Here is a 16,576-nt window from a genome sequence, read left to right on the forward strand (position 1 = left end):
CGGGAGGAACCGGAGCCGGCGCGGTCAAACGCCTCATCCTAACAAACGCAGGCCTTGCGTGGCGGGGCTTTGCGCCGCGCCGCGTGCGGCCCGGCGGCGCATGCGCGATGATGGCCGCATGCCCAATCGCCATCCCCTCGCCCTGCTCTGCGGTCTCTGCGCCGCGGGGCTGTCGCCCGCCGTCTGCGCCGCCGCCGATGCCGACCCCGCCACCCTGCCGGTGGTGCAGGTCCAGGCCGCGCGGGTCGGCGGGGTGGACGACTTCGACCTGCCGGCCTCGCTGACCACGATCGGCCTGGGCGACAGCGACCGCACCGGCGTGCAGGTCTCCGAAGCCCTGTCCGGCGTGCCCGGGCTGCTGGCGCGCGACCGCCAGAACTACGCGCAGGACACCCAGCTGTCGATCCGCGGCTTCGGCGCGCGCTCGGCGTTCGGCGTGCGCGGCGTGCGCCTGCTGCTGGACGGCATCCCGGCGACGATGCCGGACGGCCAGGGCCAGCTGTCGCACTTCAACCTGCTCGGCGCCGAGCGCATCGAGGTGCTGCGCGGCCCGTTCTCGGCGCTGTACGGCAACTCCTCCGGCGGCGTGGTGCAGCTGTGGAGCGGCGACGGCCAGCCCGACGATCCGTGGCGGCTGCGCAGCACCGTCGGCAGCAACGGCACGTTCAGCGCCGGGGCGCAGCTGCAGGGCCAGCAGGGCCGCGTGCACTACAACGTCGCCGCCACCCACTTCCGCACCGACGGCTACCGCGACCACAGCCAGGCGCGGCGCGAATCGGTCAACGCCAAGTTCGGCTTCGACCTGGCCCCGGGCCGGCGCCTGGACCTGCTGCTGAACTACCTGGACGCGCCCTGGGCGCAGGATCCGCTGGGCCTGACCCGCGCCCAGTTCAACGCCGATCCGCAGCAGGCCACCTCGGTGGCGACCCAGTTCGACACGCGCAAGTCCACGCGCCAGGCGCAGGCCGGGGCGATCTTCACCCAGCAGCTGGACCGGCAGACCTGGCGGCTGATGGGCTATGCCGGGCGCCGCGACGTGCAGCAGTACCTGGCGATACCGGTGGCGGTGCAGGCCAATCCGCTGCACGCTGGCGGGCTGATCGACCTGGACGGCGACTACGGCGGCGTCGATGCGCGCTGGGCCTGGCAGGGCGAACTGGGCGGGCGCCCGTTCCAGTTCACCGTCGGCGCCAACGCCGACCGCCAGAAGCAGCACCGCACCGGCTACGAGAACTTCGCCGGCACCGCGCTGGGGGTGAAGGGGCGGTTGCGCCGCGACCAGGAGGACCAGGTGCAGAACGTGGACCAGTTCGCGCAGGCCTGGTGGCAGTTCGGCGAGCGCTGGTCGCTGCTGGCCGGGCTGCGCCACAGCCGGGTGCGGTTCCGTTCCGACGACGCCTACATCGTCGGCCGCAATCCGGACGACAGCGGCAGCACCGATTATTCGGCGACCACGCCGGTGGCCGGGCTGGTGTTCCGCGCCAGCGACGCCCTGCGCTTCTACGCCTCGGCCGGGCGCGGCTTCGAGACGCCGACCTTCAACGAGCTGGGCTACCGCAACGACGGCGGCGCCGGGCTGGCGCTGGACCTGGCCGCGGCCAGGAGCGAGAACCTGGAAGTGGGCGCGAAATGGCGCGACCAGGCCGGCGCGGCGTGGGAAGCGGCGCTGTTCCGCGCCAGCACCGACGACGAGCTGGCGGTGGCCAGCAACACCAACGGCCGCAGCACCTACCGCAACATCGGCCGCACCCGCCGCCAGGGCGCCGAGGCCAGCTATCTGCTGCCGCTGGGCGACACCGCGCAGCTGCAGCTGTCCTACACCTGGCTGCAGGCGACCGTGCGCCAGGCCTACCTGACCTGCGCCAGCAGCGGCTGCGCCGCGCCCACCGCGCGGGTGGCGGCCGGTGCGCGCCTGCCCGGCGTGCCGCGCCAGCAGTTGTTCGCGCGCTGGCAGTGGCAGCCGCGCGCGTGGCAGTTCGCGGTCGAAGGCGTGGCCGCCGGCAACACCGTGGCCAACGACCTGGCCACCGAGACCGCGCCCGGCTACGCGCTGCTGAACCTGGAAGCCTCGCGCCGCTGGAGCACCGCGCACGGCGCGCTGCGCACCTTCGCGCGCATCGACAACGCGCTCGACCACGCCTACATCGGCTCGGTCATCGTCAACGACGGCAACGGCCGCTATTACGAGCCGGGGCCGGACCGCGGCTATACCGTCGGCCTGCAATGGGATTTCGCGCACTGAGCCTGCTGCCGCCGCGATCGCGCCGTTCGCGCGACTTGCGGCTGCCCTCGTCCCCTCCTCTCCAGGATCCGCCGATGAGAACCGCCCTGTTGCTGCTCCTTGCCGCCCTCGCGCCGGCCACCGCGCCGGCCGCCTCGATCACCGGCACGCTGGTCGCCGGTGGCGGCGTCGACGACATGACCATCGTCGTGCGCGCGGCCGACGGCAAGAAAGTGGAAGCGTATTGCGCGACGCAGTGCGGCGACTGGTTCGTCGCCGAGCCGGAGAGCGACGTGTTCGTACTGAAGCAGGCGTTCAAGGGAAAGCGGGTCGCGCTGGATTACGCCACCGAAGCCAATGGCGACCGCATCGCCGGCCCGGGCCCGGACGACCGGCTGCTGTTCGTGAAGCGCGTGCGCCTCTTGCCGTGAGGTCGCGTTCGCGCGGCGTCGCCATCGCCGATGGCGGTGGCCCGTTGCCATCCGGATGACGCCACGCGAGGCGTGTTCGCGCATGGACGCAGGTTGCGCCACGTGCGGCGCGCGCTGTGGCCCCTTCGCGACCGCCATGGGCGACGCGCGAGAACGGACAGCGTGGAGGGGGCGCCGTCCATGGGCGCACCCGGATGCGAAAGCCTGCGGCATGTCGCCGCAATGGGCGCAGGGACAGTGACGTTGGCGCCCGCTGCGGAGCCTGGTACGTGGCAGCCGCACTCGACGCTGGAGGCCTTTCGCGGCATTGCCATCGCACGCGTGAGCGCGGCACGCCGGCACCGCGCGGTAGGCGAAACGGCGTGAGGGAAATCAGAAGAACCGGGCCGAGGTGTCTACGAAACACGGTTGAGGTGTCTACCGGGAACGGCCGGTTCGCTGGCGGCCGCGCCGCGGCCGGAGATAGGTTAGTGCCGCGTTTCGCAGGACCCTTTCCTACCTCAATCGATACATAGCCGGAGATCGACATGGACGAGAAAGCCGACAAGGCCATCCTGGCCGAGGGTGTCAGTGCGACGAGTTACCAGGGCACGTTCGTCGTCAACAATGGCACCGGACAGACCATCACCAACGTCAGCGTGAAACACACGTGCGGAAACTTCGTCAACACGTCGGTGGCCGTATCGCTGGCGCCGGGCGAGTCGGCGCCGCCGGTGGTCCTGCAGGCGCAGACCGGTTCCAACGACTACTGGAGCCTGTCGTTCCAGATGGGCGACGTCTCGCGCAGCCGCAACAGCAAGCAGTGCAACTACGAGCCCGAAGATGCGCCGAACACCTGCGTCATCGCCCTGTACAACGACAGCTTCAGCGTGATCACGCCGAAGAGTTCGCCGTGCCTGAATAACTCCTACGATTGAGGTAGTCGCCTGAGGCGCATCCGAAGCACGCTGTCTGGCGAACTTGCGGCAAGTGTGTGGGAGCGGTGTCGGTCGCGATGGGTTTGCCGGTAAGGCCTGTCGCGGCTGAAGCCGCTCCTACATGTGTCATGTCCGTGGCACTGGTGGCGCCGCGCAGGGTGGAACGAGCACCATTGCGGCGCAGCGCTTCGCCGGCCGTGCATGGCGGACCATCCGCGGCGCCCTTCGCCTGCTGATCCACGTGGCCGTTCAGCGCGCGCCGAGTCCGAGCCGGCGGTACAGCGTGCTGCGGCTGACGCCGAGCTGGCGCGCGGCGCGGGCGACGTTGCCGCCGCAGGCGTCCAGTGCCTGGCGCATCGCGCTCAGGGCCAGGCTGTCCAGATCGGCAGCCTGGACCACCGCGCTGGGGCGCGCTTCTGTCCTGCCGTCGGTCGTTCCGCCCTGCCCCGGCGTGGCGCCGCCGACTGCAGCCATGCCGCGCCCGGCGCCGGGCAGATAGGCCGGCAACGCGTCGGCGTCCACCTCGGCGCCGGCGTCGCTCAGCGCGACCAGCGTGCGCAGGCAGGCCACCAGCTGGCGCAGGTTGCCCGGCCACGGGTAGGCGCTCAGCGCGGCCAGCGCGGCATCGGTGAGGCGCCGGCCCTGCCCCACCCGCGCCCACAGCTCCTGCACCAGCGCGCGGCGGTCCGGGTGCGCGTGCAGCGCCGGGATCTGCACGCTGTGGTGGGCGATGCGGTAGTACAGGTCGGGCCGGAAGCGCTGCTCGGCCATCGCCGCGTCCAGGTCGCGGTGGGTGGCGCAAATCAGCGCGAAATCCAGTTTCACCGGCTTGCCGCCGCCCAGCGGCAGCAGCTCGCGCTCCTGCAGCACGCGCAGCAGGCGCGGTTGCAGCGCGATCGGCATGTCGCCGATCTCGTCCAGGAACAGCACGCCGCCGTCGGCCTGGCGCAGCAGGCCGGGGCTGCCGTGCTTGCGCGCGCCGGTGAAGGCGCCGTCCTCGTAGCCGAACAGTTCGGCCTCGATCAGCCCTTCCGGCAGCGCCGCGCAGTTCACCGCGACGAACGGCTTGCCGGCGCGCGCGCTGCGCCGGTGCAGTTCGCGCGCGAACACTTCCTTGCCGGTGCCGGTTTCGCCCTGCACCAGCACCGGCAGCTGCGCATCGAGCACGCGCCGCGCACGCTCCAGCGCCAGTTCCTGCGTGGCATCGAACAGCGGCGCGTCGGCGCCGGGCCGCGCGCGCGTGGCTGCGGACACGGTGATCGGCGACTGCGGCGAACGCCGCCGCGGCCGTTCGTCGCCGGCGCCGTCCACGCGGCCGTGCAACGCGCGGCCCTGCAGGTCGAACACGCTGCCCTGCTGGCGCAGCCGCGACAGCGGTTCCTCGAACAAGGCGTCGTACGGCGCGCGGCCGAGGTCGTGGCGTTCCAGTCCGAACAGGCGCAGGCCGGCGCCGTTGGCCGCGACCAGCTTGCCGTTGCGGAACGCGAGCAGGCCTTCGCGCGCGGTGCCGAGCAGCGCCGGGTCGTGGTGGACGCGCAGCAGCTCGCAGCCGGGGATGCCGTCGTCGAAGTAGCGGTGTTCGATGCTGGCCACCGCCCTGCGCGCCAGGCCCAGCGCGTGCATGTGCTGCACGCTGGCCTCGCCGGAGATGTCGAGCACGCCGGCGAGCTGGCCGTAGGGGTCGAAGATCGGCACCGCCGCGCAGCTGAGGATCTGGTGCGGCGCGAAGTAGTGCTCGCCGCCGCGCACTTCCAGCGAGCGGCTCTCGACGATGGCGGTGCCGATCGCGTTGGTGCCGACCTGGGTCTCGCTCCAGCATGCGCCTGGCATCAGCGCCACGCGCCCGGCCTTGTCGAGGAAGCCCGGGCTGCCTTCGGCGTCGAGGATCCAGCCGGCCTCGTCGGTCAGCAGCACGATGCTGCCGGTGGCGGCGGCATCGCCGGCCAGGCCTTCCAGTTCGGCGCGGGCCAGCCGCCACAGGCGCTCGTGCGCCTCGCGCAGTTCGCGCAGGCGCGGCGCGCTAACCGGCTCGATCGGCGGCGTGCCGCGCGCGGTCAGGCCCAGCCGCTGGCAGCGTTGCCACGACTGCAGGATGGTGTCCGGCACCTGGCCGACCGGGGCGCCGCCGCGCTCGAAGAACATCCGGCGCGCGTGGCCGAGCTGGTGGTGCGATTGCGGGTGCGCCATGGCGGCTCCACTGTCGCAAATTGCGACAGGTGTTGAGACGGGTGTTCCGATAAACACCACATCCGGCGCGCGCACGCAATCGGCAGGCGTGATGCGGCGCAGCACGAACCGGGCAAGCACTGCGCTGCGGCGGGACGTAGGTGCGTGACGCAATGCAGCAGCCGGAACTTGGCATCGCCCTTGCGGTAACCAGGGACACCGGATGGCACCCCATCCTTCCCTACCGCCGCAGGAGACACGATGAACGCCGTCACCACCGCCAAGCCGCATGCCACCGATCCGCAGTCCATCTTCAAGTCGCGCTACGGCAACTTCATCGGCGGCCAATGGGTGGAGCCCAGCAGCGGCCAGTACTTCGACAACAGCACGCCGATCACCGGCAAGGTGTTCACCTCGGTGGCGCGCTCCAACGCGCAGGACATCGAGGCCGCGCTCGATGCCGCGCACGCGGCCAAGGACGCCTGGGGCAAGGCCTCGGCCACCGAGCGCAGCAACGTGCTGCTGAAGATCGCCGACCGCATCGAGCAGAACCTGGAGCTGCTGGCCTATGCCGAGACCTGGGACAACGGCAAGCCGCTGCGCGAGACGCTCAACGCCGACGTGCCGCTGTGCGCCGACCACTTCCGCTATTTCGCTGGCGCCATCCGCGCGCAGGAAGGCGGCATCTCCGAGATCGACAGCGACACCGTCGCCTACCACTTCCACGAGCCGCTGGGCGTGGTCGGGCAGATCATCCCGTGGAACTTCCCGCTGCTGATGGCGTGCTGGAAGCTGGCGCCGGCGTTGGCCGCGGGCAATTGCGTGGTGATGAAGCCCGCCGAGCAGACTCCGGCCTCGATCCTGGTGCTGATGGAGGTGATCGGCGACCTGCTCCCCGCCGGCGTGCTCAACGTGGTCAACGGCTTCGGCCTGGAAGCGGGCAAGCCGCTGGCCAGCAATCCGCGCATCGCCAAGATCGCCTTCACCGGCGAGACCACCACCGGCCGGCTGATCATGCAGTACGCCAGCCAGAACCTGATCCCGGTGACGCTGGAGCTGGGCGGCAAGTCGCCGAACATCTTCTTCGCCGACGTCATGGCCGAGGACGACGATTTCCTCGACAAGGCGATCGAAGGCTTCGTGCTGTTCGCGTTCAACCAGGGCGAGGTGTGCACCTGCCCGTCGCGCGCACTGATCCAGGAATCGATCTACGACAGGTTCATGGAGAAGGCGCTCAAGCGCGTGGCCGCGATCAAGCAGGGCAATCCGCTGGATCCCAACACCATGGTCGGGGCGCAGGCCTCCAGCGAGCAGCTGGAGAAGATCCTGTCCTACATCGACATCGGCCGCCAGGAAGGCGCCGAGGTGCTGATCGGCGGCGAGCGCAACGCCCTCGACGGCGAGCTGGCCGGCGGCTTCTACGTCAAGCCGACCGTGTTCAAGGGCCACAACAAGATGCGCGTGTTCCAGGAGGAGATCTTCGGCCCGGTGGTGTCGGTGACCACGTTCAAGGACGAGGCCGAGGCGTTGTCCATCGCCAACGACACGCTGTACGGGCTGGGTGCCGGGGTATGGAGCCGCGATGCGTCGCGGCTGTACCGGATGGGCCGCGCGATCCAGGCCGGGCGGGTGTGGACCAACTGCTACCACGCCTACCCGGCGCATGCCGCGTTCGGCGGCTACAAGCAGTCGGGCATCGGCCGCGAGAACCACAAGATGATGCTCGACCACTACCAGCAGACCAAGAACCTGCTGGTCAGCTATTCGCCGAAGGCGCTGGGGTTCTTCTGAGTGCCGCCGCGACGTGCACGGCGCGGGAGCGGTACTGCCGGCCCCGGCAGTACCGCGTTTCCGGCGCGTCCGGCGGCGTCGGCCTGCGCGCGGCAGGTGCTGCGCGCGCAGGCAGGACGCCGCCCGCCGGCGATGACCGGACTAGACCGACATCGCGCGCGCCGTTTCGCGCGCCGGTTCCGGTTCGGCCGCGACGGGCAGATCCTGGCGGAGCTTCTGCGTGGATTGCTCCAGGGTCTGCTGCGCGGCCTGGTCGCGATCGACGTAGGCGCGCCGGTGCGCGGGATCGTCCAGCTTGCCTTCCACCGCAATGAAGCCCTTGCCGTTGTTGCTGGGGACCACATGATCGATGCGCGTCATCCCGCCGATGCTGGCATCGTGGGTCAGCGTGCCCGCCGCCCGCTCGAGCTCGGCGCGATCCTTGAACCCGCCCGAGGGCCCGAGTTTCTCCAGCGCCGCGACGGTCTGCTGGTACATCGGGTTCTGCGGATGGGTCTTGTCCGACAGCAGCGGCGCGCGCGCCGCATCCCCTGGCGTAGCGGCGGCAGCGCCGGGACGCTGCACCTGCGCCTCGCGCAGCGCCCTGAGCGTGTCCTTGCCGGCGATGCCGTCGACGTCCAGATGATGATCGCGCTGGAACGCCTCGACCGCGTGCTTGGTGCGGTCGCCGAACTTGCCATCGGTGCCCAGCGCCTTGCCGTCGGCATCGGTGTAGCCCAACTGGTTGAGGCGCTCCTGCAGCGCTTTCACCTCCGGACCGTGTTCCTCCTTGCGCAACGTGCCGTCGGCCATCGGCGCGGCGCCGGCCGCGGCGACGCCGGTGGCTGCCGCCACCGTGCGTCCGTTGCCGGACACGTTGCTGACCTGGGCCGGCGCGGTGAGATTGGGCTGCGCGTGCTGGGGCCGGTGGTCGGTAGTGAGCGCGCCGCTGTTCATGTCGCGGATGTAGCGGTCGGCCTGCGGCAGGTAACCGGTGTTGATGTCGACGTGCACGTGCTTGCCGAAGGCGCTGGGATTGCCGTTGTTGAAGCCGCCCTGGATGCCCACCGACTGCCCGTACTCGATCCGGTCGCCGGCTTCCAGCCGCGTGTTGCGCAGGTCAAGGTGCCGGTACTGAGCGATCATCTCGCGGCTGGGATCGTTGGCCGGCTTGTCGTAGATCTGCACGATGCCGTCGCTGGGATCGACCTTGCCGATGTAGCCGCTGGCGATGGCCGGCACCGGCACCGCGCTGGAGCCGCCGGCCTGCAGCACGAAATCCTTGGAAACGTAATGGTCGCCGTCGCGCGAGACGGTCGCCGCGCCGCGGTAGTTGCCGAGCAGTTCCTCGCGCTCGCCGTTGACCGTGGCGTAGACCCGGCCGCGCTCGTCGCCGCGGGTCGGGTGATGGCGCTCGATATCCTCGTAGTCATGGATGTGCTGCACGCCGCGTCCTACGGACTCGACGATCGTGTACCTGGGCATCGTCCTTCTCCTTTTTCCATGGTGCCAACAATCACGGCGCCCGCATCGTCGCGGGCGCCATGCCGATCAGCGCAGATGCTGGGCCAGTTGCCAGCACTGCTGCGTGTACTCGAACACATAGGCTTCGGGCGCGCCGAGCGTCCTGGTCACCTCGTCGTCGGCGGAAAACTCCGCCTTGACGAAATCCGCGCGCATCCGCTCGCCATCGGGCTTGAGCTTCAGGTCGACCCGCGCCAGGTCGGCGGGGTCCTTGCCGGGCTCGTCGTAGGACCAGCGCGAATCGATCAGCACCAGCCGGAACGGCTCGGCGGGGCGATCCACCGGCTTGGACGGGTCGCGCAGGTCGCGCTCTGCAACCTGTGGGGCGCTGTAGGCGGCGCGCAGCGCCGGATCGGCCATGATCGCCTCCAGGAACGCGGCGAACCCATCCTGGGTCTTGGCGCAGGCCTCGGGCGGCAGCGCGGGGCGGGGAGCGGCCGCCGCGGCGGGTGTCGCCGCTGCGGGGGCGGCCTGGGCCGTCGAGGCGGCCGCTGCGGGAGCGTCGGCCGCCGCAGTGGATGCCGGTGCCTTGCAGCCTTGCAGGAGCAGGGCCAGCAGTGCGGCGGTGAGCAAGCGTTGCTTCATGGTGTCGTTCCTTTCCTTAGACCGTTCGGGCGCACAGCGGCGGGCCGGCGTTGGGAGACCCCCGCCGCCCAGGACCGCAGTTTACGAAGCGCGCGTGAGGATGCCGACGACCGGCTGTTTCCCCCGGCGACCGCGTCCCATTCGCTGTGCCACCCGCGTCCGCCGCCTTGCTTCCGCCGGACGCTATCGCACGTCGCGTCCGGCCGATGTGGGCGCAATCGGCGTGTGCGGGCAGGGAGTTGGGAATGCACGGGGCCACGGCGGTTGACCTCGATCAAGGCAGCGGCGCCGCAAGGCGCCTAGTGTGAATCGCAACAACGGACAAGGAGTGCGACATGAACAAGACGATGAAAGCCGCCGTGGTGCGCGCGTTCGGCCAGCCGCTGGCGATCGAGGAAGTGGAAGTGCCGCGGCCGCAGGCCGGCGACATCCTGGTCAAGATCGAGGCCTGCGGCGTGTGTCATACCGACCTGCATGCGGCCGAGGGCGATTGGCCGGTGAAGCCGAACCCGCCGTTCATTCCCGGCCACGAGGGCGTGGGCCACGTGGTCGCGGTCGGCGCCGGCGTCGGCCACGTGAAGGAAGGCGACCGGGTCGGCATCCCGTGGCTGTACTCGGCCTGCGGGCATTGCGAGCATTGCCTGGGCGGCTGGGAGACGCTGTGCGAGGCGCAGCAGAATTCCGGCTATTCGGTCAACGGCGGGTTCGCCGAATACGCGCTGGCCAATGCCGATTACGTCGGCCACCTGCCGAAGACCATCGGCTTCGTCGAGGTCGCGCCGATCCTGTGCGCCGGCGTCACCGTGTACAAGGGCCTGAAGGTCACCGACACCAGGCCCGGCAACTGGGTGGTGATCTCCGGCATCGGCGGGCTCGGCCACATGGCGGTGCAGTACGCCAAGGCGATGGGCCTGAACGTGGCCGCGGTGGACGTGGACGACGCCAAGCTGGCACTGGCCCGGCGCCTGGGCGCCACGGTGACGGTCAACGCCCGCACCACCGATCCGGTGGCCTACCTGAAGAAGGAGATCGGCGGCGCCCATGGCGCGCTGGTCACCGCGGTGTCGCCGAAGGCGTTCGAGCAGGCGATCGGCATGGTCCGCCGCGGCGGCACGGTATCGCTGAACGGGTTGCCGCCGGGCCAGTTCCCGCTGGACATCTTCGGCATGGTGCTCAACGGCGTGACCGTGCGCGGTTCGATCGTCGGCACGCGCCTGGACCTGCAGGAATCGCTGGAGTTCGCCGAGCAGGGCAAGGTCGCCGCGACCGTGGCCACCGACACGCTGGAGAACGTCAACGACGTGTTCGCGCGCATGCGCGCCGGCCAGATCGAAGGCCGCATCGTGCTGGACATGGCGGCCTGATGGACGCCGCGCTCGCTTCTGGCGTTCCGCTGCAGGTGCTGGCGACGCTGCCGGCCTTGCAGCTGATCGAGCGGCTGCGCGCGCGGCACGGGCCGCTGCTGTTCCACCAGTCCGGCGGCTGCTGCGACGGCTCCTCGCCGATGTGCTATCCGCAGGACGACTTCATCGTCGGCGACCGCGACGTGCAGCTGGGCGAGATCGGCGGCGCGCCGTTCTACATCAGCGCGTCGCAGTTCGACTACTGGAAGCACACCCAGCTGATCATCGACGTGGTGCCCGGCCGCGGCGGCATGTTCTCGCTGGAGAACGGCGAGGGCGTGCGCTTCCTGGTGCGCTCGCGGCTGTTTAGCGACGCCGAGTACGCGGCGCTGCAGGCGGCGGGCAGGGTGTAGCGGGGTGCAGCGCTTCCTGTAGGAGCGGCTTCAGCCGCGGCAGGCCCTGTCAGGGGCACCTGTCGCGGCTGAAGCCGCTCCTACAACAGCCGCAGCCGGGCTACGGCGCCTTGGACGGCACGAACGGCGAGACCGGGTCGCTGGCCGGGAAGGTCTCTTCCAGCGCCTCGTCCTGGTTGGCGTCGGTGTGGTGCTTGTGCGCATGGTCCTCGGCAGCGGCGTCCGGCGCCGCGTCGGGCGCCGGCCGGTCCGCGCCGGTGCGCGGTTCGTGCTCGACGATGGTCGCGGGGCGGTCACCGGCGCCGCGGTCTTCGCGGTCCTGGCCGTCGCGCTTGCCGCGCTGTTCGCCGGGCACCGGGTCGGTGCGGCGCAGTGGGTCGGTGGGGATGGACATGGCCGATTCCTCCTGGGGGATGGGGCAACGCTGCATGCAGTGCACCGCGATGGCGGTGAAGCCGCCGCGAATCGCATTGCGTCCACGCGCCTGTCACGGATGCCTAACGGTACCGGCGCTACTGCTGCCATCCCCCCTGCCGCCGATGCCGCCCGGAGCTTCCGCCATGTGCCCCAGCGACCGTCCCGACCCGCTGCTGTTCAACGCCCACCTGGACCCGCTGCCGGCCGCGCCGCAGCCCGACCACGGCGACGGCCCGCCGCCGCACGACGCGCCGGACTACCGCCAGTACAGCCTGGCCGATTACCGGCAGCGCCGCGCCCGCCATGGCACGCCGTGGCGCGATCTGTGCCCGGCCTACGCGTTCGCGCTGCGCACCCACGCCGGCGGCTGGCCGCGCGCGCCGATGGCCGACACCGACGGCGAACTGGCCGCGCACTGGGAACAGGTGCGCGGCGAATCGCACCTGGACTGGCGCCAGGCGCGGCAGGTGATCGAGGACGCCTGGCAGGCGCTGGACCACCTGCCGGCGCCGGCGCTGCGCGTGGAGGCGCACTGATGGCGCGCCCGATCTGGACCGGCACCCTGTCCTTCGGCCTGCTCAACGTGCCGGTGTCGCTGATGTCCGGCGAACGCCGCATCGACCTGCACTTCCGCATGCTCGACGCGCGCGACAAGCGCCCGATCCGCTTCGAGCGGGTCAACGCCGACACCGGCGAAGAGGTGCCGTGGAAGGACATCGTCAAGGCCTACGAATACAGCAAGGGCAACTACGTGGTGGTCGAGCAGAAGGACATCGCCTCGGCCGCCCCGGAAAGCCACGAGACGGTGGAGGTGGAGGCCTTCGTCGACGGCGCCGACATCGACCTGCGCTACTTCGAGAAGCCCTACGTGCTGGTGCCGGGCAAGAAGGCCGAGAAGGGCTACGTGCTGCTGCGCGAGACGCTGCGCGCCACCGGCAAGGTCGGCATCGCGCGGGTGGTGATCCGCACCCGCGAATACCTGTCGGCGGTGATGCCGCACGACGAAGCGCTGGTGCTGATCCTGCTGCGCTATCCGCAGGAACTGGTGGATCTGGAGGACTACACGCTGCCCAGCGGCAAGGCCGCCGACTACCGGATCAGTCCCAAGGAAACCGAGATGGCCACGCAGCTGATCGAGTCGATGTCCGGCAAATGGGACCCGTCGGCCTACCACGACGAGTTCCGCGAACGCCTGCACGCGGTGATCCAGAAGCGGATCAAGGCGCAGGAGGGCACCGCCCAGGTGGACGACGACGCCGACGCGCCGCAGCGCGAGGACGCGGCCACCAACGTGGTCGATTTCATGTCGCTGCTGCAGAAGAGCCTGGACGCCAAGCGCCGCACCCCGGCCAAGAGCGGCGATGCCTCGGTGCCGGTGAGCAAGACCGGCAAGAAGCCGGCCAAGAAAGCGGCGAAGAAGGAGGCCAGGCCCGCCGCCAAATCCGCGGCCAAGGCCAAGCCGGCGAAGAAGGCCAGCGCCAGCAAGGCGCCGGCGCGGCGCAAGGCGGGGTAGGGCGCGATGACGCTGCGCGAATACGCCCGCAAGCGCCGCTTCGGCGCGACCCCGGAACCGGCCGACGACAGCGCCGCCGCGCCGTCGCGGCGGCCGATCTTCGTCGTGCAGCTGCACCACGCCAGTTCGCGCCACTACGATTTCCGCCTGGAAGCCGACGGCGTGCTGAAGAGCTGGGCGGTGCCGAAGGGCCCGTCGCTGCGGGTCGGCGAGAAGCGCTTGGCGGTGCAGGTGGAGGACCATCCGCGGTCCTATGCCGGATTCGCCGGCGACATTCCCGAAGGCCACTACGGCGCCGGCCACGTCGATGTGTTCGACCACGGCACCTGGTCGTGCGACGGCGACCCGCTGGCCGCGCTCGCCGCCGGCAAGCTGGAATTCGTGCTGCACGGCGAGCGCCTCAACGGCAGCTGGAAACTGGTGCGCACCGCGCTGCGCGGCAAGCAGCCGCAATGGCTGCTGATCAAGCGCGACGACGCGTTCGCCGCCGACCGCGAGGCCGACGACCTGTTGCAGGACCCGCCCGCCGCCGCGCCCAAGAGCTCCAGGCGCGCGGCCAAGGCCACCAAGCCGGCCACGCCCGCCAGGCGCGGGCGTGGTGCGGCGCCGGCCGGGCCCGCCAGCGCCGGCGCCGCGGCCAGGCCGATGGCGCGGCCACGCCGCAGCGATGCGGCCTGGCGCAAGCGCGCGCTGGCGCTGGACGGCGCGCGCGACCGCCCGTGCCCGCCGGGCGCGCGCGCGCAGCTGACCATCCTGCGCGACCAGGCCCCCGACGGCGCGCAATGGCTGCACGAGATCAAGTGGGACGGTTACCGCCTGCTCGCCGACCTGGAGGCCGGCCAGGCGACGCTGCGCTCGCGCAACGACCAGGCCTGGACCGAGAGCTTCCCCGCGGTCGCCCGCGCGGTGCAGGCGCTGCCGGTGACGCAGGCGACGCTGGACGGCGAACTGGTGGTGCTCGACGACGACGGCCGCAGCGATTTCTCGGCCCTGCAGCGGGTCATCGACGGCAGCTCCGGACAGCCGCTGCGCTACGTGGTGTTCGACCTGCTGGGCGTGGCCGGCGTGGACCTGCGCGAGGTGCCGCTGTTGCAGCGCAAGCAACTGCTGCGCGCCCTGCTCGGCGAGGCGCCGGGCGTGCTGGCCTACAGCGACCATGTGTTCGGCCGCGGCCCGGAGGTGTTCGCCGCCGCGGCCGAGAAGGGCTACGAAGGCGTGGTCAGCAAGCGCGTGGATGCGCGCTACCACGGCGGCCGCGGCGGCGACTGGATCAAGACCAAGCACGAGAACAGCGACGACTTCGTCATCGTCGGCCATACCGATCCCAAGGGCGCGCGCAGCGGCTTCGGTTCGCTGCTGCTGGCGCAGCGCGTCGGCGCCGGGCTGCGCTACGTCGGCCGTGTCGGGACCGGCTTCGACGTGCCGGCGCTGCGGCGGATGAGCGCGCAGCTCCAGGCCCTGCAGACCGACCAGGCGGTGGTGGAGATCCCCGCGCATGCGCCGTTCCCGCGGCGCAGCGTGCACTGGGTGCGGCCGCAACTGGTCGCCGAAGTCGCGTTCCGCGGCTGGGCCAAGGAAGGCTTGCTGCGCCAGGCCGCGTTCAAGCGCCTGCGCGAGGACAAGCCGCTGCAGGACCTGGGCGGCGACCGCGCGCCGCCGCCGGCCACCGGCCGCAGCGCGCACGCCATGCCGGCGCGCGCGTCCAAGCCGGCCAAGGTGGCAAAGGTCGCGGGTGCGCCGGGGAAGACCGCGCCGGCGAAAACCCCGCAAGCCAAGGCCCCGCAAGGCAAGGCCGCGAAAGGGGACGTTGCGCAAGCCAAGCTTGCGAAAGGCCCGTCTGCAAAAGCGGGTTCCAAGCTCGCATCAGCCGCGCCCAAGGGGCGCAAGGCGGCGTCCAGCACCGTGGCGTCCGGTCCCGACGCAGATGCCGCGGCCGACGCGGTGACCATTACCCATCCCGAACGCGTGGTGTTTCCCGGTGCCGGCATCAGCAAGGGCGAGGTGGCCGCGTACTACCGCGCGATCGCGCCGTGGCTGCTGCGGGAGGTCGCCAACCGGCCGCTGTCGCTGCTGCGCTGTCCCGACGGCGCAGGCGGGGAGTGCTTCTTCCAGAAACACAACAACCGCGCGCTGGGCAAGCACGTGCGCGCGATCGCGCTGCGGCAGAAGAGCGGCACCGAGGACTACCTGTACATCGACGACCTCGCCGGCCTGCTGGAGCTGGTGCAGATGAACACCCTGGAGCTGCATCCCTGGGGCTCGACCGTGGACGACCCCGAGCATCCGGACCGGCTGGTGTTCGACCTGGACCCGGGCGAAGGCGTGAGCTGGACCCAGATCAAGGCCGCCGCGCGCGAGATCCGCACGCGCCTGCGCGAGGCCGGGCTGGAAAGCTTCGTGCGCCTGTCCGGCGGCAAGGGCCTGCACGTGGTGGTGCCGATCGTGCCCAGCGCCGACTGGGACCAGGCCCGCGATTTCTGCGAAGCCTTCGCCCAGGCGCTGACTGCGGCGGCGCCCGACCGCTACGTGGCCACGATGAGCAAGGCCAAGCGCAGCGGGGTGATCTTCATCGACTGGCTGCGCAACGGCCGCGGCAACACCAGCGTGTGCTCGTGGTCGCTGCGCGCGCGCGAGCACGCCACCGTCGCGGTGCCGCTGCGCTGGGAAGAACTGGCGCGCATCGCCTCGCCGCAGGCATTCCCGCTGGCCAAGGCGCTGCAACGCGCCGCGCGCCTGCGCGAGCATCCGTGGAAGGAGATGGAGACGCTGCAGCAGCGGCTGCCGGGAAGCTGAGCAGGCGGCCGCTCGGAGCGTGGCACTGCCGACGCTTTCGGCGGCTGCCGGCGACCGCGTCGCGACTGAAGTCGCTCCTACACGTGGTGCCTGCGCCGAGTCTCCATGCGGGAAACGCCGCTCCTACACGCGATGCCCGCGCTGACCCTCCATGCAGGAACGCCGTTCCTTGTAGGAGCGACTTCAGTCGCGACGAACGAAGGCATGATCCAACCGTTGGCGCCGGCTCTTGCAATGCGAGCGTACCCATCGCAGCACCGCAAAACGGCGACGTTGCCGTGTCTTGCATCCTCAGCCGCTGACAGCGCACGGCGTCGCGACTGAAGTCGCTCCTACACGTGGTGCCTGCGCCGAGTCTCCATGCGGGAAACGCCGCTCCATGTAGGAGCGACTTCAGTCGCGACGAACGAAGGCATGGTCCAACCGCTGGCGCGGGCTTTTGCAATGCGAGCGTACCCATCGCAGCACCGCAAAACGGCGACG

General features: G+C 70.9%; 13 protein-coding genes. 9 read left to right on the plus strand and 4 right to left on the minus strand.

All coding sequences use genetic code 11. The features are described 5' to 3' along the window. Nucleotides 1–118: 118 nt before the first annotated feature. The 3 genes from OCJ37_RS00130 to OCJ37_RS00140 all read left to right on the plus strand — a co-directional run bounded on the left by OCJ37_RS00130 (nucleotide 119) and on the right by OCJ37_RS00140 (nucleotide 3,569). Nucleotides 119–2,242, plus strand: coding sequence for a TonB-dependent receptor family protein (locus OCJ37_RS00130; protein ID WP_263111626.1), 2,124 nt, complete (start codon nucleotides 119–121; stop codon nucleotides 2,240–2,242). A 74-nt stretch (nucleotides 2,243–2,316) separates the two neighbouring features. Then, a complete protein-coding gene (locus tag OCJ37_RS00135; protein WP_263111627.1) occupies nucleotides 2,317–2,652 on the plus strand; it encodes a hypothetical protein in 336 nt (111 codons plus the stop codon). Between the two features lie 527 nt (nucleotides 2,653–3,179). Continuing rightward, complete coding sequence (locus tag OCJ37_RS00140) at nucleotides 3,180–3,569, plus strand: hypothetical protein (RefSeq protein ID WP_263111628.1); 390 nt, start codon at nucleotides 3,180–3,182, stop codon at nucleotides 3,567–3,569. Between the two features lie 249 nt (nucleotides 3,570–3,818). On the opposite strand, the gene OCJ37_RS00145 is transcribed toward OCJ37_RS00140, so the two are convergent. After that, nucleotides 3,819–5,756 (minus strand): sigma-54-dependent Fis family transcriptional regulator, encoded by a 1,938-nt coding sequence (locus OCJ37_RS00145; protein ID WP_263111629.1) that lies wholly within the window; start codon nucleotides 5,754–5,756, stop codon nucleotides 3,819–3,821. Between the two features lie 240 nt (nucleotides 5,757–5,996). On the opposite strand from OCJ37_RS00145, the gene adh reads away from it, so the two are divergent. Next, nucleotides 5,997–7,526, plus strand: a complete 1,530-nt coding sequence (gene adh, locus OCJ37_RS00150; protein ID WP_263111630.1) for an aldehyde dehydrogenase — start codon at nucleotides 5,997–5,999, stop codon at nucleotides 7,524–7,526. Nucleotides 7,527–7,667: 141 nt separating this feature from the next. On the opposite strand, the gene OCJ37_RS00155 is transcribed toward adh, so the two are convergent. Both OCJ37_RS00155 and OCJ37_RS00160 read right to left on the minus strand, forming a co-directional pair. Then, the gene (locus OCJ37_RS00155; RefSeq protein WP_263111631.1) at nucleotides 7,668–8,990 is read right to left on the minus strand and encodes a peptidoglycan-binding domain-containing protein; all 1,323 of its coding nucleotides are present in this window, start codon (nucleotides 8,988–8,990) and stop codon (nucleotides 7,668–7,670) included. A gap of 66 nt (nucleotides 8,991–9,056) precedes the next feature. Beyond that, the gene (locus tag OCJ37_RS00160; RefSeq protein ID WP_263111632.1) at nucleotides 9,057–9,602 is read right to left on the minus strand and encodes a hypothetical protein; all 546 of its coding nucleotides are present in this window, start codon (nucleotides 9,600–9,602) and stop codon (nucleotides 9,057–9,059) included. Nucleotides 9,603–9,949: 347 nt separating this feature from the next. On the opposite strand from OCJ37_RS00160, the gene adhP reads away from it, so the two are divergent. Together adhP and OCJ37_RS00170 are read left to right on the plus strand one after the other, a co-directional pair. Next, complete coding sequence (gene adhP / locus OCJ37_RS00165) at nucleotides 9,950–10,978, plus strand: alcohol dehydrogenase AdhP (RefSeq protein WP_263111633.1); 1,029 nt, start codon at nucleotides 9,950–9,952, stop codon at nucleotides 10,976–10,978. Further along, nucleotides 10,978–11,370 carry a DUF779 domain-containing protein gene (locus OCJ37_RS00170; protein ID WP_263111634.1) on the plus strand — a complete coding sequence of 131 codons (393 nt, stop codon included), beginning with the start codon at nucleotides 10,978–10,980 and terminating at the stop codon, nucleotides 11,368–11,370. The genes adhP and OCJ37_RS00170 overlap by 1 nt, the downstream gene beginning before the upstream one ends. Nucleotides 11,371–11,470: 100 nt before the next feature. On the opposite strand, the gene OCJ37_RS00175 is transcribed toward OCJ37_RS00170, so the two are convergent. After that, entirely contained in the window at nucleotides 11,471–11,764 is a 294-nt protein-coding gene (locus OCJ37_RS00175; protein ID WP_263111635.1) for a hypothetical protein, read from the minus strand. A gap of 166 nt (nucleotides 11,765–11,930) precedes the next feature. Between OCJ37_RS00175 and OCJ37_RS00180 the strand changes: the two genes are divergently transcribed. From OCJ37_RS00180 to ligD, 3 genes are read left to right on the plus strand one after another with little or no spacing between them, the layout of a single operon-like run. Further along, nucleotides 11,931–12,323 (plus strand): hypothetical protein, encoded by a 393-nt coding sequence (locus tag OCJ37_RS00180; RefSeq protein ID WP_263111636.1) that lies wholly within the window; start codon nucleotides 11,931–11,933, stop codon nucleotides 12,321–12,323. Next, nucleotides 12,323–13,300 (plus strand): non-homologous end joining protein Ku, encoded by a 978-nt coding sequence (locus OCJ37_RS00185; RefSeq protein ID WP_263111637.1) that lies wholly within the window; start codon nucleotides 12,323–12,325, stop codon nucleotides 13,298–13,300. The genes OCJ37_RS00180 and OCJ37_RS00185 overlap by 1 nt, the downstream gene beginning before the upstream one ends. A gap of 6 nt (nucleotides 13,301–13,306) precedes the next feature. Then, the gene (gene ligD / locus OCJ37_RS00190) at nucleotides 13,307–16,093 is read left to right on the plus strand and encodes a DNA ligase D (RefSeq protein WP_263111638.1); all 2,787 of its coding nucleotides are present in this window, start codon (nucleotides 13,307–13,309) and stop codon (nucleotides 16,091–16,093) included. Nucleotides 16,094–16,576: the final 483 nt, after the last annotated feature.

It is taken from the genome of Xanthomonas sp. AM6 (assembly GCF_025665335.1).
In the GTDB taxonomy this organism is placed as follows: Bacteria; Pseudomonadota; Gammaproteobacteria; order Xanthomonadales; family Xanthomonadaceae; genus Xanthomonas_A.